Origin of the sequence: Kitasatospora sp. NBC_00240 (genome assembly GCF_026342405.1) — a bacterium.
Lineage (GTDB): Bacteria > Actinomycetota > Actinomycetes > Streptomycetales > Streptomycetaceae > Kitasatospora.
This window is the reverse complement of record NZ_JAPEMU010000001.1, coordinates 5,116,886-5,143,792: the sequence shown is the minus strand read 5'-3', so window position 1 is coordinate 5,143,792 and position 26,907 is coordinate 5,116,886. Positions and strand designations below refer to the sequence as shown.

At 74.0% G+C, this 26,907-nt stretch carries 24 protein-coding genes; 7 read left to right on the top strand and 17 right to left on the bottom strand.

Going from position 1 to position 26,907, the window contains the following annotated elements; translation table 11 throughout:
- Positions 1-163: 163 nt before the first annotated feature.
- Positions 164-1,222, top strand: coding sequence for a helix-turn-helix domain-containing protein (locus tag OG689_RS21780; RefSeq protein WP_266322594.1), 1,059 nt, complete (start codon positions 164-166; stop codon positions 1,220-1,222).
- 13 nt (positions 1,223-1,235) lie between these two features.
- Here the strand turns inward: OG689_RS21780 and OG689_RS21775 are convergent, their stop codons facing one another.
- Positions 1,236-2,042 (bottom strand): MerR family transcriptional regulator, encoded by an 807-nt coding sequence (locus tag OG689_RS21775; RefSeq protein WP_266322593.1) that lies wholly within the window; start codon positions 2,040-2,042, stop codon positions 1,236-1,238.
- Between the two features lie 196 nt (positions 2,043-2,238).
- Here OG689_RS21775 and OG689_RS21770 point away from each other — a divergent pair, with 196 nt between their 5' ends.
- On the top strand, positions 2,239-2,973 hold the full coding sequence (locus OG689_RS21770; RefSeq protein WP_266322592.1) for an aquaporin: 735 nt from the start codon (positions 2,239-2,241) through the stop codon (positions 2,971-2,973).
- Positions 2,974-3,087: 114 nt separating this feature from the next.
- Here the strand turns inward: OG689_RS21770 and OG689_RS21765 are convergent, their stop codons facing one another.
- From OG689_RS21765 to OG689_RS21740, 6 genes are all read right to left on the bottom strand, one after another.
- Positions 3,088-4,212, bottom strand: a complete 1,125-nt coding sequence (locus tag OG689_RS21765) for a hypothetical protein (protein ID WP_266327335.1) — start codon at positions 4,210-4,212, stop codon at positions 3,088-3,090.
- Between the two features lie 353 nt (positions 4,213-4,565).
- A complete protein-coding gene (locus OG689_RS21760; protein ID WP_266322591.1) occupies positions 4,566-5,696 on the bottom strand; it encodes an LPXTG cell wall anchor domain-containing protein in 1,131 nt (376 codons plus the stop codon).
- Between the two features lie 461 nt (positions 5,697-6,157).
- On the bottom strand, positions 6,158-7,042 hold the full coding sequence (locus tag OG689_RS21755; RefSeq protein WP_266322590.1) for an NAD(P)-dependent oxidoreductase: 885 nt from the start codon (positions 7,040-7,042) through the stop codon (positions 6,158-6,160).
- A gap of 148 nt (positions 7,043-7,190) precedes the next feature.
- Positions 7,191-7,622 carry a hypothetical protein gene (locus OG689_RS21750; protein ID WP_266322589.1) on the bottom strand — a complete coding sequence of 144 codons (432 nt, stop codon included), beginning with the start codon at positions 7,620-7,622 and terminating at the stop codon, positions 7,191-7,193.
- 153 nt (positions 7,623-7,775) lie between these two features.
- Entirely contained in the window at positions 7,776-8,201 is a 426-nt protein-coding gene (locus OG689_RS21745; protein WP_266322588.1) for a PPOX class F420-dependent oxidoreductase, read from the bottom strand.
- A 203-nt stretch (positions 8,202-8,404) separates the two neighbouring features.
- Positions 8,405-8,965 (bottom strand): heme-binding protein, encoded by a 561-nt coding sequence (locus tag OG689_RS21740; RefSeq protein WP_073929106.1) that lies wholly within the window; start codon positions 8,963-8,965, stop codon positions 8,405-8,407.
- Between the two features lie 303 nt (positions 8,966-9,268).
- Here OG689_RS21740 and OG689_RS21735 point away from each other — a divergent pair, with 303 nt between their 5' ends.
- On the top strand, positions 9,269-10,597 hold the full coding sequence (locus tag OG689_RS21735; RefSeq protein ID WP_266322587.1) for a sensor histidine kinase: 1,329 nt from the start codon (positions 9,269-9,271) through the stop codon (positions 10,595-10,597).
- 30 nt (positions 10,598-10,627) lie between these two features.
- Positions 10,628-11,257 carry a response regulator transcription factor gene (locus tag OG689_RS21730; protein ID WP_266322586.1) on the top strand — a complete coding sequence of 210 codons (630 nt, stop codon included), beginning with the start codon at positions 10,628-10,630 and terminating at the stop codon, positions 11,255-11,257.
- Positions 11,258-11,324: 67 nt separating this feature from the next.
- On the opposite strand, the gene OG689_RS21725 is transcribed toward OG689_RS21730, so the two are convergent.
- The 3 genes from OG689_RS21725 to OG689_RS21715 form a co-directional block, all read right to left on the bottom strand.
- On the bottom strand, positions 11,325-12,620 hold the full coding sequence (locus OG689_RS21725) for an RNA polymerase sigma factor (protein WP_266327333.1): 1,296 nt from the start codon (positions 12,618-12,620) through the stop codon (positions 11,325-11,327).
- 302 nt (positions 12,621-12,922) lie between these two features.
- On the bottom strand, positions 12,923-13,351 hold the full coding sequence (locus OG689_RS21720; RefSeq protein WP_266322585.1) for a YciI family protein: 429 nt from the start codon (positions 13,349-13,351) through the stop codon (positions 12,923-12,925).
- 325 nt (positions 13,352-13,676) lie between these two features.
- Entirely contained in the window at positions 13,677-14,375 is a 699-nt protein-coding gene (locus OG689_RS21715) for an ABATE domain-containing protein (RefSeq protein ID WP_266322584.1), read from the bottom strand.
- Positions 14,376-14,524: 149 nt separating this feature from the next.
- On the opposite strand from OG689_RS21715, the gene OG689_RS21710 reads away from it, so the two are divergent.
- Complete coding sequence (locus OG689_RS21710) at positions 14,525-15,136, top strand: HPP family protein (protein WP_323189318.1); 612 nt, start codon at positions 14,525-14,527, stop codon at positions 15,134-15,136.
- A gap of 373 nt (positions 15,137-15,509) precedes the next feature.
- Here the strand turns inward: OG689_RS21710 and OG689_RS21705 are convergent, their stop codons facing one another.
- Positions 15,510-17,111 (bottom strand): hypothetical protein, encoded by a 1,602-nt coding sequence (locus OG689_RS21705; protein WP_266322583.1) that lies wholly within the window; start codon positions 17,109-17,111, stop codon positions 15,510-15,512.
- Positions 17,112-17,970: 859 nt separating this feature from the next.
- Between OG689_RS21705 and OG689_RS21700 the strand changes: the two genes are divergently transcribed.
- Positions 17,971-18,948, top strand: coding sequence for a LuxR C-terminal-related transcriptional regulator (locus tag OG689_RS21700; protein ID WP_266322582.1), 978 nt, complete (start codon positions 17,971-17,973; stop codon positions 18,946-18,948).
- A 757-nt stretch (positions 18,949-19,705) separates the two neighbouring features.
- Here the strand turns inward: OG689_RS21700 and OG689_RS21695 are convergent.
- Positions 19,706-20,332, bottom strand: a complete 627-nt coding sequence (locus OG689_RS21695) for a hypothetical protein (protein ID WP_190210976.1) — start codon at positions 20,330-20,332, stop codon at positions 19,706-19,708.
- Positions 20,333-20,743: 411 nt separating this feature from the next.
- On the opposite strand from OG689_RS21695, the gene OG689_RS21690 reads away from it, so the two are divergent.
- On the top strand, positions 20,744-20,986 hold the full coding sequence (locus OG689_RS21690; RefSeq protein ID WP_266322581.1) for a hypothetical protein: 243 nt from the start codon (positions 20,744-20,746) through the stop codon (positions 20,984-20,986).
- A gap of 15 nt (positions 20,987-21,001) precedes the next feature.
- Here OG689_RS21690 and OG689_RS21685 read toward each other — a convergent pair whose 3' ends face one another.
- From OG689_RS21685 to dnaK, 5 genes are all read right to left on the bottom strand, one after another.
- Positions 21,002-22,021: a helix-turn-helix domain-containing protein gene (locus OG689_RS21685; protein WP_266322580.1), complete on the bottom strand. Its 1,020-nt coding sequence runs from the start codon at positions 22,019-22,021 to the stop codon at positions 21,002-21,004.
- 234 nt (positions 22,022-22,255) lie between these two features.
- Positions 22,256-22,765: a helix-turn-helix domain-containing protein gene (locus OG689_RS21680; protein WP_266322579.1), complete on the bottom strand. Its 510-nt coding sequence runs from the start codon at positions 22,763-22,765 to the stop codon at positions 22,256-22,258.
- Positions 22,766-22,772: 7 nt separating this feature from the next.
- Positions 22,773-23,930 carry a molecular chaperone DnaJ gene (gene dnaJ, locus OG689_RS21675; RefSeq protein ID WP_266322578.1) on the bottom strand — a complete coding sequence of 386 codons (1,158 nt, stop codon included), beginning with the start codon at positions 23,928-23,930 and terminating at the stop codon, positions 22,773-22,775.
- A 150-nt stretch (positions 23,931-24,080) separates the two neighbouring features.
- On the bottom strand, positions 24,081-24,698 hold the full coding sequence (grpE, locus tag OG689_RS21670) for a nucleotide exchange factor GrpE (RefSeq protein ID WP_266322577.1): 618 nt from the start codon (positions 24,696-24,698) through the stop codon (positions 24,081-24,083).
- Entirely contained in the window at positions 24,695-26,542 is a 1,848-nt protein-coding gene (dnaK, locus tag OG689_RS21665; protein ID WP_266322576.1) for a molecular chaperone DnaK, read from the bottom strand. Before dnaK ends, grpE begins: the two co-directional genes overlap by 4 nt.
- Between the last annotated feature and the right edge of the window lie 365 nt (positions 26,543-26,907).

The window sequence follows — 26,907 nt, the reverse complement described above, 5'->3', positions numbered from 1 at the left end:
GTCCCAGGTCGGCCGCCGAGGCGGTCATGTCCGGGCTCCTGGGGGTCGGCGGCGCTCCCTGCTGCGACGAGTCGATCCTCCGCCGCCGGGCACCCGCCCCGACCGTGGCGGGAGCGACTACACTCGCCAACATCCCGCCAACCCACTCGATCAGGGGGATCCCGTGGCCGAGCAGCAGACCTCCGGACCGCCGGCCACCGCGGCCGGACCAGTGGCCGTCACCATCGGCCGCCGCCCGGAGCCGGTGCACGACGTCGCCGTGTACGCCTTCGACGGCATGACACCGTTCGAACTCGGGGTGGTGGTCGAGGTGTTCGCCCTCGCCCGGCCCGAACTCGGCGGTCTGCTGGCGGCCCCCTGGTACGGCCTCAAGGTCTGCGCGGACCGGCCCGGCGCCGCGCTCGGCGCGGTCGGCGGGTTCTCCCTCACCGCCCACCACGGACTGGACGAACTCGCCGCGGCCGACACGGTGGTCGTCCCCGGGGTGCCCAACGCGTTCGGCGGCACGGTGTCGCCCGAGCTGGTCGCCGCCCTGCGGACCGCCCACGGGCGCGGGGCCCGGATCGTCTCGATCTGCTCCGGCGCGTTCGCCCTCGCCGCCGCCGGCCTGCTGGACGGACAGGAGGCCACCACCCACTGGCGGTACGCCGACCTCCTCCAGCAGCGGTACCCGCTGGTCCGGGTCAACCCGGACGTCCTGTACGTCGACAGCGGCGAGGTGCTGACGAGCGCGGGCAGCGCGGCCGGCATCGACCTCTGCCTGCACCTGGTCCGGCGCGACCACGGCGCCAAGGTCGCCAACAGCGTGGCCCGCCGGTTCGTCGTCCCGCCGCACCGCGACGGCGGCCAGGCCCAGTTCATCGAGGCGGCGGTCAACCCGGTGGAGGAGGAGGACGACGGGATCGCGCGCAGCATGCAGTGGGCGATCGGGCACCTCTGCTCCCCGCTCACCGTCTCGCTGCTGGCCCGCGCCGCCCGGATGTCGGACCGCTCCTACCTGCGCCACTTCACCGCCCGCAACGGGACCACGCCGATGCGCTGGGTGATCACCCAGCGCATCGCCGCCAGCCTCCCGCTGCTGGAGTCCCCGGACGGGACGGTCGAGGAGATCGCCGCGGCCGTCGGCTTCGAGAGTGCGGCGACCTTCCGTCACCACTTCGGCCGTGCCATGCGGACCTCACCGACGGCCTACCGGCGGAGCTTCGGGCGTACGGTGGCGTGACCCCCGGCCGGCCTCAGCCGCCCTCGCCGCCACCGCCCTCGCCGCCACCGGCCGCGCCCTCGGCGCGGTCGGCATTGGCGATGATCGCGTCGTGCAGCCAGCGGGCCAGGCCCGGGGCGAGCTGCTCGTAGGTGGCGGTGAAACGCGGGTCCGCGAGGTACATCGCGGCCAGGCCGCGGTGGATCGCGTAGCCGCAGTCGTAGAAGTTGTCGGTGATGTGGCCGCGATGCACCTCGGCGAGGTCCATCGCCTCGCCGCTGTCGGGTGCGAGGCCCGCCGCCAGGGCCTGGACCAGCCGCTCGTTGAGGGCGTCCATCTCGGCCTTGATGCGCTGCCAGTCGGCCTTGCCGTACCGCGTGGTGCGGCGCCGGGACTCCTTCCAGGCGTCGGTGCCGCCCCACTTCTGCTCGGCCTCCTCCTCCCAGCTCTCCTGGTAGTCCGCCCCGAACACCTCGAACTTCTCCTCGGGTGTCAACCGGTGTCCCATCCTCTGTGCCTCCATCGCTCGTTCGACCGCCGCGGCCAGGTCCTGGAGGTGGCCGATCCTCGCGGTCAGCAGCCCGTGCTGACGTCTGAGGTGTTCGGCCGGGCTCACCGAGCCGTCGTCCAGGATCGCCGCGATCTCCTCCAGCGGGAACCCGAGCTCGCGGTAGAACAGGACCTGCTGCAGCCGGTCCAGGTCGGCGTCCTCGTAGCGGCGGTAGCCGGACGCGGTGCGGCCGCGCGGTGACAGCAGGCCGATCTCGTCGTAGTGGTGCAGGGTCCGGACGGTCACGCCCGCGACCCCCGCCACCTGGCCCACCGAGTAGCCGGTGCTCATTCGGGTTGCTCCCTTCTGCTGCCACCGACCCTCCCGCCTCACGTCGCGTGAGGGTCAACCCCAGTTTCCGGGAGCACCGCCCGCCCCCGGGGCACACACCGCCGTGCGACTCTCCGAGCCGGGGCCCGGGCAGCGGGACCGCTTTGGACGGAGCAGCCAATTGCCGGGGCCCGGCGGCGCCCGCGAGCATGTGGCCATGACCCTCACCGCGCCTCCCCTGCTCCGACGACTGGCCGCGGAGGCGGTGGGCACGGCGGCGCTGGCGGCCGTGGTGGTCGGCTCCGGCATCCGGGCCGGCGCCCTCAGCCGGGACGCCGGGGTGCAGCTGCTGGCGAACGTCACCGCCTCGGCGTTGGCCCTGGTGGTGCTGATATCGGTGCTGGGCCCGGTGTCCGGCGGCCACTTCAACCCGCTGGTCTCGGCCGCCGCCTGGTGGACCGAACGGCGCACCGGGACCGGCCTCACCGTCCGGGAGCTGGGCGGGTACGCCGGGGCGCAGCTGGCCGGCGCGGTCACCGGGACGGGGCTGGCCAACGTGATGTTCGAGCGGCCGTTCCTGGAGGTGTCCGCGCGGGCCCGGGACGGCGTCCACCTCTGGCTGGCCGAGGTGCTGGCGACCGGGGTACTGATCCTGCTGGTCTTCGGCCTGGTCCGGAGCGGCCGCGGCGGTTTCGTGCCGGCGGCGGTCGGCCTGTGGATCGCCGCGGCCTGCTGGGCGACCTCCTCGGGCGCCTTCGCCAACCCCGCCGTGACCGTCGCCCGGATGTTCACCGGCAGCGGCACCGGGATCGCGGCCGGCTCGGTGCCGCCCTTCGTCCTGGCCCAGCTGGTCGGCGCGGTGGCCGGGGTGGCCCTGCTCCCGGTGCTCTTCGGACGCCCGGTGCGGCCGGCCGCGGTGCCGGACGACGCCCGGGAGCTGATCGCCGGCTGACCCCGGGCCGGGCCACGGGCGGGGCCGGGTACGGGCGCCCGGCGCCGGGCTCGGCACGGTCGGTGCAAGGCAGCTCCCGCACTCGACCGCTCCCGTCCCCGAACGCTCCCGTGCTCAGCCCCGGGTGCCGGCCAGCACCCGTCCCGCCCCCGCCCGGACACCCGAGCGCGGGCCCGGTCGCCCGCGCCGTCGCCCACCCGGCCACCCGCTCCGGCGCCCGCGCGGCCGCTTGGCCGGCCGGAGCAGCACGTACGCCGTGGAGAGCACCACGAAGGCCAGCCGCACCAGGCCGCAGACCGGGTCCGACGGGATCACCAGGGTGCCCCCGTACAGTGCCGCCAGCGCGATCCAGCTCCACCACGGGACGAGGCGCTTCTGCCCGACCGCGTCCCAGAGCAGCGTGCCGAGCAGGATCGACGCCGTGTAGTACGTGTAGACGCTGGGGTCGAACAGGATCCGGGCGTTCGCGCCGACCAGGACGACGGCCGGCCAGCGGCCCCGCAGCACCGCCAGCGTGCCGAGGACGAGCCCCACTGCGGCCTGCGCCGGCCGGTCCCACCAGGGGGTCGCGGGATCGGAGACGCCCAGCCAGCGCAGCGAGGAGGCGGCCTGGTTGGGGATGGTGAACCTGGCGGCGGCGAAGGAGCCGGAAGTACCGAGGTAGAACGGCAGCCAGGCGATGGCCACCAGTGCGCACAGCCACAGCGCGGCACGCCGCCACTGCGGGCGGGGCAGTGCCAGGATCAGCGGGACGAACGACAGCGCCCACGGCTTGGAGTCCACCGCCAGCGCCAGGTAGACGCCCACGGCGGTGGCCCGGCCCCGGCTCAGCGCGTACGCGGCGAGCGTGGTGAAGAACAGCGCCAGGACGTCGTCCAGGTGCGCGAACCGGACCGAGACCTCCACCCACATCGGGATGAAGGCCAGGCCGGCCACCAGCAGCCGCTGCTGGAGGCGCCGGTGGTTGGTGCCGGTGCCCAGGTAGTACCAGGCCGCGGTACGGCCGACCAGCACCAGCATCAGCAGGCCCAGCGCGGACATCGTCGCCTCGGCCAGCACCTGACCGACGTGCTCGGGGAAGGGCGCGAACAGCCTGGCCGCGGCCAGGCTGACCGGGCCGATCTGGAGTTCCGGGTGGTGCGCGTAGAGCGAGAGCCCGCCGCCGGGCTGCTGGTCGAAGAGCAGTTGCTCGCCCTGGCGCAGGTAGTGCCAGGAAACGCCGCCGCTGGGCTCGACCATCAGGAACCAGAGCACCGTCCAGGCGACCAGCAGGACGTGGTGCCTGCGGACCGGCAGGCCCGCGATCCGGCCGGTGGCCGCCTCGTAGTCGCCGGTGGCCCTGGCCGGACTCGCTGTGCGCACGTGTACCTCTTCCCCGGCCGTCCGGTCTCCCGGGGCCGTCCCCGGGTCGGCCGGTCATCCTAGACCCGCGGGAAGGACGACCTGTGCAGGCGCGGTGGGGAAGAGGTGGCGGCCCGGGCCCGGGGGGAACGCGCGAGCCCCCGACCCCGGCGGAAGGCCGGAGTCGGGGGCTCGCGTCAGGCCGGTCCCGGCCGAGTGCGGCCGTGAACGGGGTCGACTGTGACCGGGGGTCAGCTGTCCTGAGCGGTCTTGCGGCGGCGGAGCACCACGAGGGTGCCGACGCCGGCGGCCAGGACGGCACCGCCCGCGATGGCGATCGGGGTGCTGTCGCTGCCACCACCGGTCGCGGCGAGGTCCTTGGCGGCGGCGTCGGCCTTGGCCTTGGCCTTGGTGACGGCCTCGTCCGTGATCTTCGGCGGGGTGACGGTCGGGACGTTGACCGGGAAGTCGACCGGCGTCTGGGTGCCGTCCGTGGCGCTGGCGGACGGCACCGGGGCGCTGGTCGAGGCGGACGGGCTGGTGGCCGGGGTGGTGGCCGGCGTGGTGGCCGGCGTGGTGGCCGGGGTGGTGGGCGTGCTGCTCTGCGTGGCGGTGGCCGAGGGGGACGCCGACGTCGAGGGGGACGTGGTGGCCGACGGCGAGGTCGTCACGGTGGCGCTCGGGCTCGGGCTGGTGCTCGGCTTGGTCGTGCTCGCGCTCGGGCTCGGGTGCGGCTTGGGGGCCTTGATGGTGAAGCCCGCGCCCTTGATCTGGTCGCAGGACCAGACGCCGTCGCCGTTCGCCTCGTGGGTGGTGTCGTCCAGCTCGGCGGAGACCACCACCGGCACCACGGCGGCCTTGCCGAGCGGCGCGTTCTCGGTGAAGGCGACCCGGACCTTGATGGTCACGCTGGTGCCCTTGCCCACGAAGAGCACGCTGTCGTCGGTGAGCTCGCCCTCCGGGGTCAGCGAGGCGAGGGCGGTCAGCCCGGCGTCGTCACCGCTGCCGTCGACGCCGGGCGGCGGGACGGTCGGGATCCACGTGGTGGTCTTGGGGAGCTGGTACTCGGCCTTGAAGTCGGCGGCGCGCAGCTTGCCCTTGTTGTCCTTGAACTTGAGCAGCGGCACGAAGGCGAAGTCGTGCGCCGTGGCGTTGTCGATCGTGAAGGTGAACTCACGGGCATCGCCACCGGCGAAGAACTCGTTCGGCACGCCCTTCACGGACAGGTCGAGTTCCTTGTGCGCCGCCTTCTCGGCCTTGGCCGCGGCGGAGGCCGACGGGGAGGCGCTCCCGACGGCGAGCGCGCCCTGAGCACCGCCCAGCACGATGGAGGAGGCGAGCGCGACGGCGCCCGCGAGGGCCAGACTGCGACGAATGGACAAAGCGATACCTCACGAAGAAGTCCGGGTCGTCCCGGAGGGCGCGGCTCGGATCCGCCGCCGTGCAGCAGAGCCCCCGCGAAGCTGAAGTCCGACGGACGATACCGAAAGATCTGTGCGATTCGGTAGCCGGATACCATCTTGTGCCCCGGAATGGGAGATTCGGTGTCCGTTTAGACCAACTCCGTCACAGCAAAAGGCTTTTGTTCTCAGCCTTCGGAGGCCTGAATTCACGCCGACGCGCCCCCTGCGGGCGCCGGGCGCCGGGCCCCTCGAACGCACACACCCTTCCGCGGCACCCGAATGCCCCGGCTTCCGTCACGGCCCGAATCCCATTCTGCACACGACAATTGAGGCACCCGCGCGGCCCGCGCGCCCCGGTCGCCCCGGGCCCGGCGGGCGGGGCGACCGGGCAGCGAACGGGGCGACGGCAGAGGCGGCGGCGACAGCGACAGTGGTCGGGCTCAGTCCGGCAGGCCGGCCCGGCGGCGCGCGACGGCGGCGACGGCCGCCCAGTCCTTGTCACCGTCTCCATGGGCCAGCGCGTCCAGGAAGGCGTCCCGCAGCACGCTCCCGAACGGCAGCGGGACGTTGCGCGCCTCCCCCGCGGCCAGCGCCAGCCCGACATCCTTCAGGCCCAGCGGCAACCGGAACCCGGCCGGTTCGTAGCGGCGCTCGGCGACCATCGACCCGTAGCCCGAGTAGACCGGACCGGGGAACAGCGTCCCCGTCAGCATCTCGACCAGGTCGGTGGGCCGCACCCCGTTCGCCTCGGCGAGGCTGCACGCCTCGGCCATCGACTCGATGGCGCAGGCCAGCAGGAAGTTGGCGCTGATCTTGGCGGTGTTGGCCTGAATCGGACGGTCGCCGAAGTACCAGGTCCGGCGGCCCATCGCGGCCAGCACCGGAGCGACCCGCTCCAGCAGCGCCTCCTCGCCGGCCGCCAGGATGTTGAGCTCCCCCGCCGCCGCGACACCCGGCCGGCCGAGGACGGGCGCGGCGACGTAGCCGACGCCGTGCTCGGCGTGCAGCGCGGTGGCGCGCTCGGCGAGCGCGATCGAGACCGTCGCCATGTTGACGTGCACCCCGGTGCGGGCGCCGGCGAGCAGCGCGCCGTCCAGCAGCAGGGCCTCCACCGTCCGGTCGTCGGGCAGCATCGAGACGACGACCTCACTGTCGTAGACCTCGCCGAGTCCGGCCGCCGCGGTGGCACCCTTGGCCACCAGCTCCTCGACCGGCCCGGGCGAGCGGTTCCACACCCGCACCGGGTGGCCGGCCGCGAGCAGGCTCGATGCCATCCCCCGGCCCATCGCACCGAGGCCGACGAATCCGACCGTCATCACGGACATGGCTGACTCCCTGTTTCCCGCTCCGGCGCCCTGCGACGGTTAGACCCTAGGCCGTCGGCGGCCCCCGACGGGGAATCAGCGCGTGCCGGCCGGTGTGCGGGGGCCGTCCGATGTGCGGGGGCCGTCCGGCCGCCGGACGGACGCGGGGTCAGCGGGCCGCGGCGTGGGCGGGCGTCCGGCCGTGCTCCCGGGCGCGGGCGCCGGCGGCCAGCGCGGCGAGCACCCGACCGCGCAGCAGCTCGTACTCGCCCTGCAGACGGCCGGGCCGCTCCGGGCGGGCGACGGGCCGGCCCGGGCCGACCTGCTCGCAGGCGTCGAACTGCTCGCGGGTGAGGTCGATCTCCACCCCGCCGCCGAAGCGGTTCCACCAGTGCAGGTCCGTCCGGACGCCGTCGACGTGCACCTCGCCCATCATCAGCTCGCCGCCGAGCAGGTCGTTCAGCACCATCGCGACCACACCGCACTGCCCGCGCGCGGGATTCCCCGGATGCCACCGGCCCAGGTCCTCGGGCGCACAGGTGTCGACGCCCCAGGAGGAGCGGATCGCGTGTTCGATGTCGATGAGGGTCCACGGCGTCATGCCCGGAAGCCTGCCACGCGGCACCGACAATCGGTGGCCGCCACCGGCCGGACGCGGACCGGGGTCACGCCGACGGACGCGGGAGGGGCGCGCGGGCGCGGACCGGGGGCCGGACGGGAGGTCGCGCCCGGACAGACGGTACGGGCGTGGCGTTCAGTGGGCGATGCCCGCCCGGGCCGTCACCTTCTCGATCCGCACCCGCACCAGCAGCTCGCCGGGCACGCCGTTGCGCTCCCCGTACTGCTCGGCGAGGTCCTCGCCCATGTAGCGGGCGGCGATCCGGGTGGCCCAGGCGCGGACCTCCGGGAGGTCCTCGCTCAGCGTCGCCGTGCCCTGCACCAGCACGAAGGAGAACGGCGGCCGGTCGTCGTCCACACAGAGCATCACCCGCCCGTCGCGGGCCAGGGTGCGGCCCTTGACGGTGTCCTTCCCGGTGTTGAGGACGATGTCCTCCCCGTCCAGCAGGAACCACACGGGGGCGACGTGCGGTCGCCCGTCGGCGCGGGTGCTGGCGAGCTTCGCGGTACGGGTGCCGGCGCCGAGGAACGCGCGCCACTCGGGCTCGGTCATATGTGCCATGCCGTCCATCCTGCTGGACGCCCCGCCCGTCCGCCGCCCGACGGCCGGTCCCGCCCGCGCCGCCGCACCGCGCCCGGCGGTCACGTCGCCCGCGGGTCGGGGCGACCGCGGGTCGGGCGCCCGCGAGTCAGGGCGTCCGGTCGGACCGGCCGCCCTGGCCGGGGTGATTTCGGCACCCCGGTGCCGGGGCGGCGGCGTCCGGGTCACTTGCCGAGCGCCGCCACACCGGCCTGCGCGAACTGCTCGTCCAGGTCGCCGCTGGGGGCGCCCGCCACGCCGATCGCCGCGATCGGGGCGCCCTTGGCCTGCACGGGCGCACCGCCGGCGAGGAACAGCGTGCCGGGGATGTCCTTCAGGTTGGGGGCCTGCGCCAGGCGCTTCGCCAGCTCGGAGGTCGGGGCGTTCCAGGAGACGGCGGTGAACGCCTTGCGCTCGGCGGAGACCGGGGACTGCGGGCCGGCGCCGTCGCCCTTGAGCAGCACCCGGGTGATGCCGTCCCGGTCGACGACCGCGACCGAGACGTGCTGGCCGGCCTTGGCGGCGGCGTCCAGGGTGGCCTGCGCGGCCTTGGTGGCCGCCTCGACGGTCAGTTCGGTGGTCTCGGTCAGGTTCTTGTTCTGGGGGTCGGCCTTCGCCGCAGCCTGCACGGCCGGGGTCTGCGCGGTGTCCGCGCTGGCGGAGACGGCGCCGAGCGTGCCGGCGCCGAGAGCGGCCGCCGCGACGGCACCGGTCAGTACCCGGGTGCGCATGCTGATCTTCTTCATGGTCCAGCTCCTCGTTGGATCGGGCCGGAGCTCGGCGGCTCCCGCTCTGCTTCGATCCTGGTGCCGCATCGCGCCGCGCCGGGTCGGCGTTCCGGCCCGCCCCGCGACGCATGATGGTGGACGGCGGGGTCAACCGATCGGCTGATGCGCGGGTGGGCCGGGCGGGCCAGGATCGTGGTGTCGGCCCAGGTCGGGACCGCCTCCGGCCCGGCCCGCCGAATCCGCCGCCCGGCCCCGGGCACCGGTCCGGCGCCGGCGTCCACAGACATCCGGGGCCCGCCCCCGCAGCAGAAGGAGCCACCGGTGCAGCACCCCCGCCGTCCCGGCAGCGACCCGGACGCGGGCTGGCTGGCCGCGGTGCTGGACTCCGCCTTCCTGCTGCTGCTCGCCGCCTCGCTGGTCCGCTACCTGAGCCACCACCCGGGCAATCCGCGGGTGCCCTGGGTGCTCGGGCTGAGCGCCGCGCTCGCCGTCGCTCAGCCGGCCGGTTCGTGGCTGCTCCGCACCCGGCCGACCGGCACCGGCCGGGGCGCGACCTCGCGCGCGGGCACCGGCACGGGTACGAGCGCCGGCACGGGTACGAGCGCCGGCACGGGTACGAGCGCCGACGCGAACACCGCCACCGGCGGCGACCCGTTCGCCGCCCGCCGACGGCTGCTGCCGCTCACCGCCGTGGTGGCGCTCTGGGTGGTGCTGGTCCTGCTGGCGCCGAGCTTCGCCTGGTGCGCCGTCCCGCTCGTCTACACCGCCCTGCGCGCCCTCCCGGCCCGGGCCGCGATCCCGCTGGTGGCGGTGCTCACCGGGCTGGTGGTGGTCGCCCAGGCCCGGCTGGCCCACACCCTGGACCCGATCCAGCTGCTGGTGCCGCCCGCGGTGGCCGCCCTGGCCACCGCGGTCTTCCTGTACATGGAGCGGCAGGCCGCCCGGCAGCGGGCCCTGATCGACGACCTGGTCCGCACCCGGCGCGAACTGGCCGCCACCGAGCGCCGCGAAGGCACCCTGGCCGAGCGCGAACGGCTCGCCATGGAGATCCACGACACCCTCGCCCAGGGCCTGTCCAGTCAGCAGATGCTGCTCCAGGCCGCCGACCGCACCTGGGACACCGACCCCTCGACCGCCCGCGGCCACGTCCGCACCGCGGGGTCGGTGGCCGCCCGCAACCTGGCCGAGGCCCGCCGGTTCGTCCACGACCTCGCCCCCGCCGAACTCGCCGACGGCCGCACCCTCGACCAGGCCCTGCGGGCCCTGGCCGAGCGCGAGTCCGGGGAGAGCGGCCTGCCCGTCCGCTTCCTGCTGGAGGGCGTGCCCGCGCCGCTGCCGGCCGCCGCGCAGTCCGCGCTGCTGCGGATCGCGCAGGGCGCGCTGGCCAACGTCCGGGAGCACGCCGACGCGACGGCCGCCGCACTGACCCTCTCCTACCTGGGCGACCAGGTCGTCCTCGACATCGCCGACAACGGTCTCGGCTTCGCCCCGCCCCCGGCGGGCTCCGGACCGGACGGCCCGCCCGGCCGCGGCCACGGGCTCCCCGCGATGCGCGCCCGGCTCCGCCGGTTCGGTGGCACGCTGACCGTGGAGAGCTCCCCCGGCGAAGGCACCGTGGTCTCCGCCGCGATCCCGCTCGAAGCCGCATGACCCCGGACCGCGCATGACCCTGGAGGCCGCATGACTTCGCCCGTACGCCTGCTGGTCTGCGACGACCACGCCGTGGTGCGCGCCGGCCTGCTCGCGCTGCTCGCCAGCGCGGGCGACATCGAGGTGGTCGGCGAGGCCAGCAGCGGTGAGGAGGCCGTCGCGCTGGCGGCCAAGCTCCGCCCGCAGGTCGTCCTGATGGACCTGCAGCTCGGCGAGGGCATCGACGGGGTGGAGGCCACCCGGCGGATCAGCGGCGCCCCCGGCGCGCCGTACGTGCTGGTCCTCACCACGTACGACACCGACGCCGACATCACCCGGGCGATCGGCGCCGGCGCCACCGGCTACCTGCTCAAGGCCGAGCGGCCGGAGGAGCTGTTCGCCGCCGTGCACGCCGCCGCCCAGGGCCGCACCACCCTGTCGCCGCCGGTCGCCTCCCGGGTGATGGCGCAGATGCGCGCGCCCGCGCCGCAGCTGACCGACCGCGAGCAGGACATCCTGGCCCAGCTCGCGCAGGGCCTGGGCAACCGTGAGATCGCCCGGGCGCTGTTCATCAGCGAGGCCACCGTGAAGACCCACCTCGGCCGGATCTACGACAAGCTGGGCGTCGACACCCGGGCCGGCGCGGTGGCCACCGCCAAGGAGCGCCGGCTGATCCGCTGAGGCGGCCCGCTCATGGTGTGGACGGGCTCCTGCGGCGACGAGGCCGCAGGCGGCTCGGAGGCGAAGGTCAGGCCCCGCCGGCCGACGGCGCCCCGCCCTCCGCCGCGTCCGCGCAGGCCGCCGCGCGCTCCAGCAGCATGGTCCGCTCCCGGCCGTTGCCGGTGAGCGAGGCCGCCCGCCGGAACTCCTCGGCCGCCTCCGAGGACCGGCCCAGCCGGGCCAGCAGGTCCCCGCGCACGCTCGGCAGCAGGTGGTACGCCTTGAGGGCCGGCTCCGAGGTCAGCTCGTCCACCAGGGCCAGCCCACGGGCCGGCCCGAACGCCATCGCCAGCGCCACCGCCCGGTTCAGCTCCACCACCGGCGACGGCGTGACCTGGGCCAGCACGGCGTACAGCGCCGCGATCCGCACCCAGTTGGTCTCCTCGGCGGTCCGGGCCCGGGCGTGGCAGGCCGCGATCTCGGCCTGCAGCCGGTACGGGCCGCGCGGGGTCCCGAGCGCCTCCGCCCGCTCCAGCGCCGCCAGTCCGCGCCCGATCAGTACCCGGTCCCAGCGCCCGCGGTCCTGGTCGAGCAGCAGGACCGGCTCGCCCGCGGGCCCGGTCCGCGCGCCGGCCCGCGAGGCCTGGATCTCCATCAGGGCGACCAGCCCGTGCACCTCGGCCTCGGCGGACGCCAGTTCGGCGAGGATCCGGCCGAGCCGCAGGGCCTCCTCGCAGAGCGCCGGCCGCATCCAGTCATCGCCGGCCGTCGCCGAGTAGCCCTCGTTGAAGACCAGGTAGACCACCTCCAGCACCGACGAGAGCCGGCCGGCCAACTCGGGGCCCTGCGGCACCTCGAACGGGACCTTCGCCTCGGCGAGGGTCCGCTTGGCCCGGACGATCCGCTGCGCGACGGTCGGCTCGGGGACGAGGAAGGCCCGCGCGATCTCCTTGGTGCTGAGGCCGCCGAGCAGTCTCAGGGTGAGCGCCACCCTGGCCTCGGTGGACAGCACGGGGTGGCAGGCCGTGAACACCAGCCGCAGCAGGTCGTCCCCGATGTCGTCGTCGAGGGCCGCGTCGACGTCCGGCACCGCCCCGCCGCCGTCCCCCTCGACGGCGAGTTCGTGGCCGAGTTCGTCGATCTTGCGGCGCAGCACCTCCTTGCGGCGCAGCGCGTCCACCGCCCGGTTCTTTGCCGCGGCGGTCAGCCAGGCCCCCGGGTTGCGCGGGACCCCGGACGTCGGCCACTGCTCCAGCGCGGCGACCAGCGCGTCCTGCGCCAGTTCCTCGGCCAGCCCGACGTCGCGCACCAGCCGGGCGACGGCGGCGACGACCTTGGCCGACTCGATCCGCCAGACCGCCTCGACGGCCCGGTGCGCCTCCATCACCTGCCGCGCCCCGGCGACCTCGTCCTCCTCGGCGGCCGGGCGCCCCTGGGTGGCCGGGCGCCCCTCGGCGCCACCGGGCGGGCCACCGGCGGGCCGGGCCGGGCCGAACGCGTCGGCCCGGGCGGCCGGGTCGAACGGCGGGGCTGCCGGCGGGTCGCGGGGGTCGTCGGGGCCGGCGGTGCTGTCCTCGGAAGGCGTCACGGCCACCCATCAGAGCAGTTCGCCACGGACCGGGCCACCATCGACGCGCCCGGCCGGCGTCACCCCGAGGCGCTGCCCGCCCGTGCGCCGGACAGGCCCTAGCGCTCGGGGGCGTTGCGCAGCGGCTCGTCCCGGAAGGCCTGTTCCTTGGCGACGATCTCCGGCGACACCACCTCGGGCGGGAAGTCCGCCGCCTCGAAGACCTGCCGCAGCTCCACCGCGCCCTCCTCGAACGGGATCCGGGTGGCCCACTGGACCGCCTCGTCCTTGGAGGAGACCTGGATCAGCCAGTACCCGGCGACCAGTTCCTTCGCCTCGGCGAACGGCCCGTCCGTGACGGTGGCCCCGGCCGCCGAGTAGGAGACGAGCGCGCCTTTGGAACTCGGGTGCAGCCCTTCGGCGGCAAGCAGCACGCCCGCCTTGATCAGCTCGTCGTTGTAGCGGTCCATCGCCTCGACGATCTCCTTGGTGGGCGGTGCGCCGTCCTCGGTCTGCGCGTCCGACCTGACCAGCATCATGAATCGCATGGCTGTCTCCTCCTGCGTCCCGGTCGGAGCCCGGGGCGGCCGGACGCGTCGTCCGGCCGGGGGTTTCCGGCCTCCACCTGGACGTCGAACGGCGGCCCCGGTTCTCGACAGCGGCCGCGAAGATCTTTTCGGACCGGGGGGTACGGGGCCCCGCGGCGGGCCCGGAGTGCGGCGGCTGCTGCCGCTGCCCGGCGGCCGGTCCGGGGCGGCGGTCAGGGCTTGTCTGACAATTCGCGTCGCATCGGCGCGCGGCGTTGGGCGCCCGGCTGGGCGTGCCGCCGGAGCGTCCTCGTACTGGACGTACTTGGACGATTCGGCGGTGCGTTCAGCTGGGATGCTCGGCGTCGCGCGCGCGGCGGGAATTGTCAGACAAGCCCGAGGGCGTGTTCCCCTTCAGCCGCTTGCTGTGCCGGGCCACCCGGACCCGGTTGCCGCAGCCGACCGTGCACCACTCACGGCGGCCGTGGCTCTTCACGAAGTAGAGGATGCAACCGGGCGCCGGACAGGCCCTGACCTGCTCGGCCGCCTCACCGGCGAGGAGCCCGACGCCGGCGGCGGCCACCTCGCCCAGGGCGGCCAGGAAGGGATCCGGCTCGGACCACCGGGTCACCATCCGGACCGGGCCGCCGGCCGCCGGTGCGAACTCCGGCCAGCTGACGGCCAGCCGGGCCGAGGCGTTCAGCAGGGCGACCGGCGCGTCGGCCGGCCGCACCCCCGCGACCTGGTCCGCCGCGAGTTCCCGCAGGGCCTGCCGGAGTTCCCGGAACCGCGCCAGGTGCTCCCCGGTCGCGACCGGCCCGGACAGCTCGGCCCGCAGTGGGTCGCTGAACAGCGACGTCCGGGCCGCCAGCCAGTGGCCGAGGTCCTCCGGCGTCCGCAGGGCGTCCACCAGGACACCCCGGACCCCGCCCCGGACGAAGGTGGTGTTGACCAGCTCAAGGGCGAGGGGCTCGCCCGTGAGCGGCATCCCGTCCGCCGTCGCGCGGGCCTGTGCCTGTGTGTCCACCGTGCCACCGCCGTCCATCGCCCCATCATCCCGCGCCGGGCCCGGGAACCCGGGGCACCCACCCGGGTGGCCGCCCCGGCGGACGACCCCGACCAAGTACTAATGCCAGTTTCCAGATTCATACATTATCTTGAGTCGGGTCACGGACCCCAGACGTAGGGAACGCCATGTCCAACGCCCCCGCCACGACCGCACCCGCCACGACCGCCACCACGGACGCCGCCCCGAGCCCCGAAGCCACCGGGCCACGGCGCGGCTCGGCACGATTCGCGAGCGCCCGGCCGGCGATCGCCCGGTTCGCGAGCAAGGCGCCGGCCCGGCCGCCGGCCGCGTTCCTCGCCGTCGCCACCGCGGGCGGCGTGGCCGGACTGGTGCTGCTGGTGGCGGTCGGAAAGCTGCTGGCACTGCCCGTCCTGATCCCGCCGCTGGCCGCCAGCGCCGCGCTGGTCCTGGCGGCGCCGGCGCTGCCGCTCGCCCAGCCGCGCAGCGTCGTGGGCGGGCAGCTGGTCTCGGCCCTGGTCGGCTTCGCCGCCCTCGCGGTCGGCGGCGGCTCGCTCTGGACGGCCGCCGTCGCGGGTGGCCTGGCGATCGGTGCGATGGCGGCGGCCCGGACGCCGCACTCACCGGCCGCCGCCACCTCGGTGATCGTGGTGCTGACCCAGCCGCCCGCCCTGCGGTTCCTCGGCATGCTGGCACTGGCGACCGTGCTGCTGGTACTGGTCGGCGTCCTGGCCGGCCGCAGCGGCCGGACGGCCCGCTACCCCGCGTACTGGTGGTAGGACCGGTCCGGCCGGCGGCGCTCCCGGCCCTCCCGCGGCCGGCCGGGGAATTGCGCCGGCGCCGGCCGCCGCACCCCGGAATTCCCTCGGATGCCCACCAGGACCGCCGCCCGTCGGAAATGCCGAACACCGGCGGGGTTGCGACGGCGGTGAAACGGCGACGGACCGTCCTTTTGGGGAGGAATATCGGGGGAATTCGCGATAAAGGGTGCCTCCGACCTCACTCGCCGTGCGCCGGGCAGCAGTCACGACCAGGCGCCGGGCGGGAAATTACCCGACGGTGGTCGGCACTCCGGCCGGCTTCCGGCAGCCGGACCGGGATCCCCCGATCCTGGTCGCCCCTCGACCCGACCGACCGCCACCGGCCGAGCGCTCAGCCCCGGCTGCCGGCCCAGTGGCGGCGGGCGGCCATGGCGATCAGTCCCAGGCCGAGGCCCACGGCGAGCCCGCCGGTGGCGGCAAGCGAAAGCCCGCTGGTGCCCCCGCCGGTCTCGGCCAGACCGGCGCCCAGGGTGGCCTGCGAGCTCGGGGACGCCACCACCGGGGCCGCGGTGACCGCGGTGGGCGACGGGGCGGACGGCTCGGGGCCGGTCTCCTCGGTGGCCGGGACGACCGCGTGCAGCGCGGGCCCGGGGGCGGCGGTGTAACCGCGGATCGTGGTGGGCGCCGGCGCGGCGCCCGAGGTGACGGTGAACAGGGCGGCGCCGGCGAGGGCCTGGCCCTGGACGGAGGCCCGGCCGGGCGCCCGGTCCAGCGGCTCGGCGAGCAGCAGCTGGAAGGTGTAGGTCTGGAACTCCCCGGCCGCCAGGGTCCGGGTCTGTGCGCACAGGTAGACGGTCGGTTCGGCGGGCCGCTCGGCGCATTCGGCCGGCGCGCCGGCCGCCTCGACCCCGGGCGGGAAGCTCACCAGCAGTCCGGGCGGGTCACCGTCGGCCGTCCGCCCGCCGCCCGCCGCCGCCGGCTCGTTCCCGTCGTTGCGCAGGGCGAAGGTGGCCGGCACTGTCGCGCCCTGGATGCCCGTGACGTCGCCGGCCACCGCGGCCAGCGCGTACCGCCGACCGGTCTCCAGGTAGGTGAAGGCGGCCTCGCCGCCGAAGCCGCCGGCCGGGCCCGCGGTCAGCGTCAGCGGCGCCCCGGCGCCGGGCCGGGCAGCGCCCTGGGCGGCGGTGAGCTGCCGGTCCGTCGGCCCGCCGGCGACGTCCGCGCCGTACTCGAACCGGCCGTCGCGCGGATCGTCACCGGCCACCAGGGCCACCGGTACGGACGGGCGCAGCACCTCGCCGGGGCGGACCACGGCGTCGTCGAAGCGGCAGAGCACCAGGCCCGCCGGGCGGTCCGGGTAGCGGCAGTTGCCGAAGTCCCCGAAGGCGGCGGCCGGGGCGTACCGCTCGGGTATCCGGAACCAGAGCAGGACGCCGTGGGCGTCGCGGTCGCCCTGGTTGGTGAGGCCGGTGGCGAGGGTGGTGGCGGCGCCCGCCTTCGTCCGGGTGAGCACCGGCAGCCGGGCGACGGAGAGCTGGGGGCCCTCACCGACGCGTACCTCGGTGACGTCCCGTCCGGAGGCGCGGTTCACCGCGGCGTTGCTGGCGGTGACGGTGAACAGGATCTTCCCGGCCGCGCCGGCCACGGCGCCCGGGGCGGCCCGGACGCCCAGCGTCAGGTGTCCGCCGCCGTCGGCGAAGTCCCCCGGCGCGCAGAGTGCCTGCAGGTGCTCGGTGTCGGTGAAGGCGCAGGGTGCGGGCAGGTTCAGCTCCGCGAGGTGGGCCAACTGCCGGCCGTCGACGGCGACCTTGACCCCGGCCAGGGTGCTGCTGCCGTCGTCGGCCGCGAAGGAGACCAGCAGGTCGGAGTAGCCGCCGTCGCCGCCCGCCGCGGGTGCGACCAGGGTGTGCGCGCTCGCGGTCACCGTGAACAGGGCCCGGGAGCCGTCGGCCAGTGCGGGCAGGGCACCCGCCGCGGTCGCCAGTGCGGCCACCGAGAACGCCGTCGCGGCGCCGCCAGCCCAAGGTCTCCGGCGTACCGGCGAGTCCCCCATGAAAAGCCCACTCCCCCACAGAACATGACGCACAGCACTCCGGATCAAACCACTCCGGACCCGGCGACGCCACTTCGTTCCACCGCCGTCCGCCTCGTACACGCAGCACCCTGCCCACGCCGCGCGACGGCGCCGGGACGGCCGCCGGAACAACGCCTGTACGGGTGGTGGCCGGGCGTCGCCGGGCGGCCGGGCGGCCGGCACCGGGCAGCCCGCTCCCGGGGCCCTCCGGCGACGTCGGAAATCCGCTCGAAGGGGGGGAAGGCGTACTGCCGCTCGTACTTCTGCGCCGAATGACCGTTCGGCCGGTCGGGCGCACTCGGAGCCGGCCCGCGGAAATGCGCGGAACGCGGTGAATTTCCCCGAGGTCGGCACTGTGGTCATCTGCAAGTTCCTGCACTTGCGGAAACCTGCAATCAGGCGCCACTTGTTCACCGGCCGACACACTGTGATGGTTGGAGACACGCCAAGTCGTCCGGGCAATCGCGGCCCGATGATGGCGACCTGCTCTTCGCATGGGTGCGCCCGGCACGTCCGTGCCGGCGCACACGGGGGGAAGAGCGCCGGGAGGATGCCATGTGTGGTGATGGCCTCCGTCCCCGGTACCGGCGAGGCGTTGCTGCTCCGCCTCACCGGAAGCGCCGTGCACTTGGCGTTCACCGGCGGACCCCTGGGGCCGGGCGTGCGGGTGCACGGCCGGCCCGGGGGGCCGTCGGCAGCGGCGTCCTTGATCGCGGACATGCACGAGCCCTGCGATCATGATCGGACGTTGAGGGACATCCGGCAGGGAGTTGTTCGAGTGACCGCGGATCCGACGGCCGGCCAGGCCCCGGGCGTGCCCGACGAGCCGGCCCGCCAGCTGTACCTCGCGATCCTCTCCGAGGGCGGACGGATCCCGGTCAGCGCGGTGGCCCCCTCGGCCGAGCCCGCGCTGCGCCAGCTCCTCGACACCGGTCTGCTGATGCCGAATGCGGTGGACGCCTCCTACACCGCGGTCAGCCCGCGCGCCGTGACCGACCGGCTCGGCGCCGAACTGCGCTCCGAGGCAACCCGGTTGCTGGTGCGGGCCGAAGGCCTGCCGACCGCGCTGGACGGTCTGACCAAGGCCTACGACGCCGTTCCCCGGCTCCCCGACCAGCCGGGCGACACCACCCTGGTCCAGGGCCGCGAGGCCATCCGGCACCGGATCGCGGAACTGCTCTCGGACTGCCAGGAGGGCCTGCTCACGGCGCAGCCCGGCACCCGGCAGGCCACCACGATGGCGCTGTCCCTGCGTCAGGACGTCCCCCTGCTGCTGAGCGGGCGGACCTTGCGCACGCTGTACCAGCCGACGGCCGTCCTGGACGGCAGCGCCGCCGACTACGCGCTGGAGGTGACCCGGCTCGGGGCCCGGCTCAGGGTCCTGGACGAACCCTTCCAGCGGATGATCATCATCGACCGGTCGATCGCCGTGGTGCCCGCCGCCGACGACCACAGCCGGGCCGCGTTCATCTCCGACCCCGCCGCCGTCGCCTTCCTGGTCGCGGTCTTCGAACGCGACTGGGCCCGGGCCGACTCGGTCGAGTGGGAGCCGACGGCGGCCAAGGGGCCGGCCCGCCTGGCCGCCGACCGCGTCGGCCGCCTGCTCGCCACCGGGCTCACCCAGCGCGCGGTGGCCACCCGGCTGGGCCTCAGCGAGCGCACCGTGGCCGCCCACATCGCGCGGCTGCGCGAGCGGCACGGCGCCCAGACGCTCTTCCAGCTGGGCTGGCTGATGCGCGGCGGCCGGGGTGAGTGAGCGCGCCGCGCACCGCCCGCCGGACGTCCCGGCCCGGCCCGCGTACGGCCGGACCGCGGCGCCGGTACGGATGTCGCACGGACCGGCGGCGATCCACCGGCAGCTCGCCCGGGTGGGGGCGGAGCACCGGCCGAGGTCTGCGGCGGCGCTGCCGGGCACTCCCGCCGGGCCTTGTCCGGCCGATCGGGTCGGCCTCGTCCCGGTCGGCCGCCGAGGCGGGGACGCCGGCCGCGCGCCGGTCCTGTGCCGCCCGGCGGCCCGGGCCGGTGCCACGAGGCCGGCCGGTCCTGCCGGGGCGGGTGGAGCGATGGTGGTGTCCCGCGTCCTGGACGGACCGCCGGGGCCGGTGCCCGCCCGGGACCGCCGGCCGGCGGTCGTCCCCGGGGGTGCGGACCGCGCACGGGCGTCGGTCGGGGATCCGGCGGTGCTGCGGTTTCCGGCGGTGGGCTGCCTGGCGGCGGTCGGCGTGCCGGTGGTGCGCCGCGCACACGGCCGGCAGCGGGCCGCGCGGCTCCGCCGGGGAGTGCCCGGCGCGGGGCGCGGGTGCGGGCGGTCTGCCGACGTCCGGCTCGGGCGGCTGCCGTCCCGGGGGGTGACCCCGTGGGTGATCAGCAGTCGGGAGGACCTGGTGAGCGTACGGTTGCCGGCCGCCGCCCGGGGTTGCGGGAGCGGTACGACGCCGTGTGACTCTGCCGGCCGGGCCGGCGGGTGCGGGGAGCCGGGGTGTGCCCGGTGGGCGGAAGCTGGTGCCGGGGGGTCAGCCGGTCGCGGCGCCGGTGGCCCAGAAGTCGAACGGTCCCACGGCCGGCGGCTGCTGGCGCGGGATGGTGAAGTGCTCGCCGGGGGCGGTCCAGAAGCCCTCGCGCAGCGAGAGCGCCATGCCGGCCCAGTCGAGCGCGGTCTCCACGGTGTGCCGCAGGGCCTCCTGCGACCAGGTGTCGTCGAAGACCAGCGGCAGCACGGGGGCGACCTGCTCGATGGTGGCGATCAGCGGGTTGTGGGTGATGGCCTCGTCGACCAGCAGCACAACGGGCTTGCGCAGCGCCGACGCCCAGCCGAGCTCCAGGCTGACCCCGGCGCTGAGCGGCGCACCGACGTACGCGAAGACCAGGTCGGCGGTCTGCAGCGCGCGGAAGTCGGAGGGGACCCGCGGCTCGGGGGCCCGGCCGGCCACCGTCCACGCGTCGCTGTGGTGGGCGCTGTACACGGCGGCACCGCTGCGCAGCAGCGTGGACCGGAGCGTGGTCAGCCTGGTCCGGCTCGCCAGGGTCACCACGCTGTCGGCAGGCCCGGTCAGTCGCATCAACGGCGCGGCGAGGAACACTCGGGCTCGCCGGCCCTCGGGGGCATGACCGGCGTGATCGCGCTGGTAGGGCTCACTCATGTCGACTCCGGGGGAATGGCCGGCCGGAGCGGGGGCTCAGGTCGGCCTGCGGGCTTTCGGGCTGGCGGTGACCGACGCTCACGGCATTCGGATGCCAGTGTTGAGTTTTGGTTGACGGATCAATATGTGGCGATATGCCTGGTATGGTCTGCGGAAACCATGAGCTGATCGTCCAACAAGCACCGCAAAGGCGTCCACTGTCACGCGGTGTCATCTGGCTGCCTGGCAGAGAGATGACAGCCCCCCGCCCTACTGCTGCTGCCGACCATCTGCCAGAGTTAGCTTCGCTTCGAAAGATTGAGGATCAGGAATCCGGCAGAATCGATTGCCGTTCCTGGACAACGGCGGGCACAGTCGATCGAATGTGAACCGCAGTAGTCATGTAGGCCTGATCTTGAAGGAAGTGGTCTTGTGCGCAAGGCGCGTCGTCTCGTCACCGTGGCCCTCCTCGCCGGAGCAGCCCTTTTCGTCGGCTCCGGCCCGGCGAGCGCCGACCTCATCTGGAACAGGTCCGTCCCGGCCTCGTCGGTCGAGCCGGCCACCGTGGCGCCCGAGCCGGCGCCGCAGCCGGACAGTGACGGCGACCTGATCTGGACCGTCGCCAACCCCCGCCCCGCCGTGCAGTCCTCGCCCGGCGACCTGATCTGGACCTGATCCCGGGCCGCTCCGTCAGTCGAGCTCGCCGTCGGCCTCAGGCAGCCGGTGGAAGCTCTCCGAGAGCTTCCACCCCAGCTGGAACAGGGTCTCGGCGTCGTTCTCCTCGCGGAGCTCGGCGATGTGCCGTGCGAGCGTTCGCTCGCTGAGGCCCAGGTTGCGGGCGATGACCCGGTGGCCGACCCCCTGCAGCATCATCCGGATGATGTTGCGGCGCAGCCGGGTCACGACCTCCGGCGGCACGTCCCCGTTGCCGAGGAAGGGTATGGCGCGCTCCCAGCACCCCTCGAAGAGGCTCAGCAGGTAGCCGATCACCGCCTCGTCGCGGATGAACGCGGCCCGCTCCGTGTCGCCGCTGCCGGGGATGACCGCCACCGTCCGGTCGATGATCATCAGCCGGGTGAAGGGCTCGTCCAAGGTCCGGACCTGGCCGCCCTCGGCCGTCATCGCGGTGACGTAGTGCCTGGTCGGCGCCGAGTAGCGGGTGCTCGGCTGGTAGATCGTCCGCCGGGACACCCCGCGCCGCAGGATGCCCACGTCGAGCGCTATGGCCGCCTCCGTGGGGAACGACCTGGCCCCGCCGCCGGGCTGGGCGCTGAGTATCTCCTTGGTGCTGCCCTCGAAGAGCGCGGACAGGCGCTGGTTGATCTCGGTCTTGCCCACCAGGTGCTCGACCGGACCGCCTTCGTGGGGGTCGGCACCCACCTCGCTGTAAGCCTGGCTGAGCTGCTGGAAGTCGCTGGGCAGGGCCATCGACCGGCTGAGCAGCTCCAGCGCCTTGCGCTGCCAGGCGGCGGAGAGGCCGGCCGTCAGCTGCCGCGGGTCGACCGCCACCAGGACCCCGGGGTCGTCCATGTCGGGGACCAGCAGGCCGATCTCCACCAGCTCACGCAACTGGCTGGTGCCGTCGCACCCCGACTCGGCGGGGACCAGCCGGCCTCCCGACCGGACCGCCGACAGGTAGAGCGACCGGGCACCCGCGGACAGAACACCAAGTCCGCCCTCGGTCACTCCTGGCTCATCGGTGCCGCCCATTTATGGCTCCTTGACCCCCGCCAGGCCGATAGCTGGAAGATCGGCCGTACTCACCCACCCTGATACCAGTGAATACCGTATAGGAGTTGACGCTTCGCACTACCGTCCACGATCCGGCTTTTCGGCGCGGGGAGCAAGAAAGATGTTGTGCGCAGAACAAGTTCGGGGGCGGCCGAAGGTCGCCGACGCTCGGTGGAATTGACCGTCGGCGACCTGCCCATGACAATGCCGGCTTTACCGCTTCGGCCGCCAGACCACGAGTGCGCTGGACTGCGTGACCTGCTGGTACGGCACCAGGTCCCGGCGGTAGGAGGCGTGCACGGCGGCCTCGCGCTGCTGGAGCGCGCTCGCGGCGCCTTCCAGGGAATCGGCGAGCTCGGTGATCCGCGACTGCAGCGCGGCGACCTGGTTCTCCAGCTCGATGATGCGCTTGATTCCGGCCAGGTTGATGCCCTCGTCCTGGGACAGCCGCTGCACCTCGCGCAGCTGCTGGATGTCCCGGGCGGAGTAGCGCCGGCCGCGCCCGGCCGTACGGTCGGGGCAGACCAGGCCGAGCCGGTCGTACTGGCGCAGGGTCTGCGGGTGCAGGCCGGAGAGCTCGGCGGCGACCGAGATCACGTAGACCGGGGTGTCCTCGGTCAGCACGTACGCGGCGTTGCCTGCCGGGCTGCGGGTGGGCCGGCCGGGACGGGGGCCTCCGGGGAGGCCGTCGCCGAGGCCGACGCCGATCGAGTCACGGTTCATGAGCTGGTCACGCTCCCTCCGCCGCCCGGAAGAGGGCGGCCCGCGGGTCGTCCGAGGCGGTGGCCTCGCGGTACTGCTCCAGAGCCGTCAGCGCGTCGCCGGAGACGTGCTGCGGTACCACGACGTCCACGGTGACCAGCAGGTCCCCGCGGGTGCCGTCCTTGCGGGTGGCGCCCTTGCCACGGGCCCGCAGGGTGAGGCCGTTGGCACTCCCCGCGGGCAGTCTGAGTTTCACCGGCGGGCCCTTCAGCGTCGGCACCTCGATGGTGCCGCCCAAGGCCGCTTCGGGGAAGGACACCGGCACACTGACCGTCAGGTTGTCGCCCTTGCGTCCGAAGACCGGGTGCGGGTCGACGTGCACGAGGACGAACAGGTCGCCGGGCTGGCCGCCGCGTTCGCCCTGGGCGCCCTTGCCCTTGAGCCGGATCTTCTGGCTGTCCTGGACCCCGGCCGGGATCCGCACCTGCATGGTGCGGGCCGAGCTGGCCCGGCCGCTGCCGTGGCAGTCGGGGCACGGGTCGTCGACGATCATGCCGCGCCCGCGGCAGTCCCGGCAGGGCTCGGAGAGCGCGAAGGCGCCCTGGCCCCGGCTGACGGTGCCGGCGCCGACACAGGTCGGGCAGACCCGCGGTGTGGTGCCGGCCCGCGCCCCGGTGCCGCTGCAGGAGCGGCAGGGCGCCTGGCTGGTCATCCGCAGCGGCACGGTCGCGCCGTCCACCGCCTCCTCGAAGCTGAGGGTCACCTCGGTCTCGACGTCGGCGCCGCGGCGCGGCTGGGCCTGTCGCCCGCCCCGCCCGAACAGGCCGCCGAAGACGTCGCCGATCCCGCCGCCCCCGCCGGCGGGACCGCCCTGGGTGCCGCTGAAGAGGTCGCCGAAGTCGAAGCTGTAGTTGCCGCCGCCGGGGCCGCCGGCCCGGTAGCCGCCGTTCGCGAAGAGGGTCCGCGCCTCGTCGTACTCCTTGCGGCGCTTCTCGTCCGAGAGGACGTCGTAGGCCTCGGAGATGTCCTTGAAGCGGTCCTCCGCCTTGGCGTCACCCTTGTTGGCGTCGGGGTGGAACTCCCGCGCCAGCTTCCGGTAGGTCTTCTTGATCTCGGCTGCGGTGGCGTCCTTGGGCACGCCGAGGACCTTGTAGTAGTCCTTTTCCACGTAGTCCTTGCCGCTCATGGCTGCCGCCACCTCCCAGAGTCAATAGGTCCGTGGTACCCGCGGGCGGCGCCGGCGGGGCTGACCGCCGCGCCGGAACCGCCCGTGGATACGGCGCTGCGGAGCCGTTCGCCGTACTGGACGACGTACGACCCCGCAGCGCACAGGGTGTCAGCTTTCCGCGCCACCGTCAGCCTTGTCGGCGTCGCCGTCCGCCGCCTTCTCGGCGTCGTCCGGCGCGGACGTGGTCTGGGTGCCCGGCTGGGGCTCCGCGACCGCGACCATCGCCGGGCGGATGATCCGCTCGCCGATCCGGTAGCCCGGCTGGAGGATCTGCACGCAGGTGTCCTCGGTGACGTCCGAGGAGTAGCTGTGCATCAGCGCCTCGTGCATCGTCGGGTCGAAGGGCTCGCCCTCCTTGCCGAACTGCTGCAGGCCCAGCTTGGCGACGACCGTCTCCAGGCTGTCGGAGACGGACTTGAACCCGCCCGTCACCTCGCCGTGCTCGCGGGCCCGGCCGATGTCGTCCAGCACCGGGATCAGGCTCTCCAGGATGTTGGAGACCGCGATCTCGCGGACCGTCATCCGGTCCCGCTCGACCCGCTTGCGGTAGTTCTGGTACTCGGCCTGGAGGCGCTGGAGGTCACCAGTGCGCTCGGCCAGCTCACGCTTGGCAGCGGCGAGCTCCTCCGAGGCTCCGCCCGAGACCGCCTCTTCGGCAGCCTTCAGGACAGCCTCCTCGGCGGCGGAGTCGTCGCCGGGCTCAGCGCCCTGCGGCTTCTCCGTCATGCCGCACCACCCTTGGGCTTCTCGTCGTCGACGATCTCGGCGTCGACCACGTCGTCGTCGGCGGCGGCACCGGCCGAGGCGCCGTCACCCGCGGCCGCCGCACCCGAGGCGTCGGCGTTGGCGTAGAGCGCCGTGCCGAGCTTCTGGGCGGTGGTGGAGACCTTCTCGGTGGCCTCGCGGATGGCCGCGATGTCCTCACCCTTGAGGGCTTCCTTGAGCTCGGCGATCGCGGCCTCGACCTCGGTCTTGACGTCGGCCGGGAGCTTGTCGGTGTTGTCCGCGATGAACTTCTCGGTCGAGTAGACGAGCTGCTCGGCCTGGTTGCGGGTCTCGACCGACTCGCGACGCTTGTGGTCCTCCTCGGCGTACTGCTCGGCCTCGCGCATCATGCGCTCGATGTCGTCCTTCGGCAGCGCGGAGCCACCGGTGACGGTCATCCGCTGCTCCTTGCCGGTGCCGAGGTCCTTCGCGCCGACGTGCATGATGCCGTTGGCGTCGATGTCGAAGGTGACCTCGATCTGCGGCAGGCCACGGGGGGCCGGGGGCAGGCCGGTCAGCTCGAACATGCCGAGCTTCTTGTTGTACGAGGCGATCTCGCGCTCGCCCTGGTAGACCTGGATCTGCACGGACGGCTGGTTGTCCTCGGCCGTGGTGAAGATCTCGGAGCGCTTGGTGGGGATCGTGGTGTTGCGCTCGATCAGCTTGGTCATGATGCCGCCCTTGGTCTCGATACCCAGGGACAGCGGGGTGACGTCGAGCAGCAGGACGTCCTTGACCTCGCCCTTCAGGACACCGGCCTGCAGGGCGGCGCCGATGGCGACGACCTCGTCCGGGTTCACGCCCTTGTTGGCGTCCTGACCGCCGGTCATCTCCTTGACGAGCTCGGCGACGGCCGGCATGCGGGTCGAGCCACCGACCAGGACGACGTGGTCGATCTCGGACAGCGAGATGTTCGCGTCCTTGATGACGTTGTGGAACGGCGTCTTGCAGCGCTCCAGCAGGTCGGCGGTGAGCTGCTGGAACTGGGCCCGGGTGAGCTTCTCGTCCAGGTGCAGCGGGCCCTCGGCGGAGGCCGTGATGTAGGGCAGGTTGATCGACGTCTCGGAGGACGAGGACAGCTCGATCTTCGCCTTCTCGGCGGCCTCGCGCAGGCGCTGGAGCGCCATCTTGTCCTTGGAGAGGTCGACACCGTGACCGGACTGGAAGACCTTCACCAGGTGGTCGACGACCTTCTGGTCCCAGTCGTCACCACCGAGGTGGTTGTCACCGTTGGTGGCCTTCACCTCGACGACCCCGTCGCCGATCTCCAGCAGGGAGACGTCGAAGGTGCCGCCGCCGAGGTCGAAGACCAGGATGGTCTGGTCGTCCTTGTCGAGGCCGTACGCCAGCGCGGCCGCGGTGGGCTCGTTGACGATGCGCAGGACGTTGAGGCCCGCGATCTCACCGGCCTCCTTGGTGGCCTGGCGCTCGGAGTCCGAGAAGTACGCCGGAACGGTGATGACGGCGTCGGTGACCGTCTCGCCCAGGTAGGCCTCGGCATCCCGCTTGAGCTTCTGCAGGATGAAGGCGCTGATCTGCTGGGGGTTGAAGTCCTTGCCGTCCAGGTTGACCTTCCACCCGGTGCCCATGTGGCGCTTGACCGAGCGAATGGTCCGGTCCACGTTCGTGACCGCCTGGCGCTTGGCGACCTCGCCGACCAGCACCTCGCCGTTCTTGGCGAAGGCGACGACGGACGGCGTGGTCCGAGCGCCCTCGGCGTTCGTGATGACGGTGGGCTCGCCGCCCTCCAGAACGCTGACGACCGAGTTCGTCGTACCGAGGTCGATGCCGACCGCGCGTGCCATCGTAAATACCTCCACGGAAGAGTTGAGCTTTACGGGCTCAAGCATGCCTGACGAGATCGGGAGCGTCAACAGGCTTGAGCCGTTGCCACTCAACTTTACTGCGCGCTTATCTGTAGGGCATGCCGCGACGCGCCCGAACGGGCCGGTCGGCGCGGCGGTGCGGGCACACTCGAATATGGCCCGCGACCGAGCGGGTCCGGCTCGCCCGCCGGCCACCCCCCTGGCGGGACATGCCTCAGACAAACGGGTGAGTAAGCCCTTAGTGACTGCCGCCATACCTTGCGCATCTTCTGAACGGGCGTTAACGAGCGATAGTCTCCGCCGAGGTCCACCTGCAAGTTACCGATGAGTACAATCGGTCGGAC

What these genes read in the sequence shown, in the direction of transcription:
- OG689_RS21685 (WP_266322580.1), bottom strand. Translation starts at nt 22,021, where the DNA reads ATGGGCGGCACCGATGAGCCAGGAGTGACCGAGGGCGGACTTGGTGTT.
- OG689_RS21730 (WP_266322586.1), top strand. Translation starts at nt 10,628, where the DNA reads ATGACTTCGCCCGTACGCCTGCTGGTCTGCGACGACCACGCCGTGGTG.
- OG689_RS21715 (WP_266322584.1), bottom strand. Translation starts at nt 14,375, where the DNA reads ATGGACGGCGGTGGCACGGTGGACACACAGGCACAGGCCCGCGCGACG.
- OG689_RS21750 (WP_266322589.1), bottom strand. Translation starts at nt 7,622, where the DNA reads ATGACGCCGTGGACCCTCATCGACATCGAACACGCGATCCGCTCCTCC.
- OG689_RS21770 (WP_266322592.1), top strand. Translation starts at nt 2,239, where the DNA reads ATGACCCTCACCGCGCCTCCCCTGCTCCGACGACTGGCCGCGGAGGCG.
- OG689_RS21775 (WP_266322593.1), bottom strand. Translation starts at nt 2,042, where the DNA reads ATGAGCACCGGCTACTCGGTGGGCCAGGTGGCGGGGGTCGCGGGCGTG.
- OG689_RS21740 (WP_073929106.1), bottom strand. Translation starts at nt 8,965, where the DNA reads ATGAAGAAGATCAGCATGCGCACCCGGGTACTGACCGGTGCCGTCGCG.
- OG689_RS21765 (WP_266327335.1), bottom strand. Translation starts at nt 4,212, where the DNA reads ATGGTCGAGCCCAGCGGCGGCGTTTCCTGGCACTACCTGCGCCAGGGC.
- OG689_RS21745 (WP_266322588.1), bottom strand. Translation starts at nt 8,201, where the DNA reads ATGGCACATATGACCGAGCCCGAGTGGCGCGCGTTCCTCGGCGCCGGC.
- OG689_RS21755 (WP_266322590.1), bottom strand. Translation starts at nt 7,042, where the DNA reads ATGTCCGTGATGACGGTCGGATTCGTCGGCCTCGGTGCGATGGGCCGG.
- OG689_RS21720 (WP_266322585.1), bottom strand. Translation starts at nt 13,351, where the DNA reads ATGCGATTCATGATGCTGGTCAGGTCGGACGCGCAGACCGAGGACGGC.
- dnaJ (WP_266322578.1), bottom strand. Translation starts at nt 23,930, where the DNA reads ATGAGCGGCAAGGACTACGTGGAAAAGGACTACTACAAGGTCCTCGGC.
- OG689_RS21695 (WP_190210976.1), bottom strand. Translation starts at nt 20,332, where the DNA reads ATGAGTGAGCCCTACCAGCGCGATCACGCCGGTCATGCCCCCGAGGGC.
- dnaK (WP_266322576.1), bottom strand. Translation starts at nt 26,542, where the DNA reads ATGGCACGCGCGGTCGGCATCGACCTCGGTACGACGAACTCGGTCGTC.
- OG689_RS21710 (WP_323189318.1), top strand. Translation starts at nt 14,525, where the DNA reads ATGTCCAACGCCCCCGCCACGACCGCACCCGCCACGACCGCCACCACG.
- OG689_RS21680 (WP_266322579.1), bottom strand. Translation starts at nt 22,765, where the DNA reads ATGAACCGTGACTCGATCGGCGTCGGCCTCGGCGACGGCCTCCCCGGA.
- OG689_RS21725 (WP_266327333.1), bottom strand. Translation starts at nt 12,620, where the DNA reads ATGGAGGCGCACCGGGCCGTCGAGGCGGTCTGGCGGATCGAGTCGGCC.
- grpE (WP_266322577.1), bottom strand. Translation starts at nt 24,698, where the DNA reads ATGACGGAGAAGCCGCAGGGCGCTGAGCCCGGCGACGACTCCGCCGCC.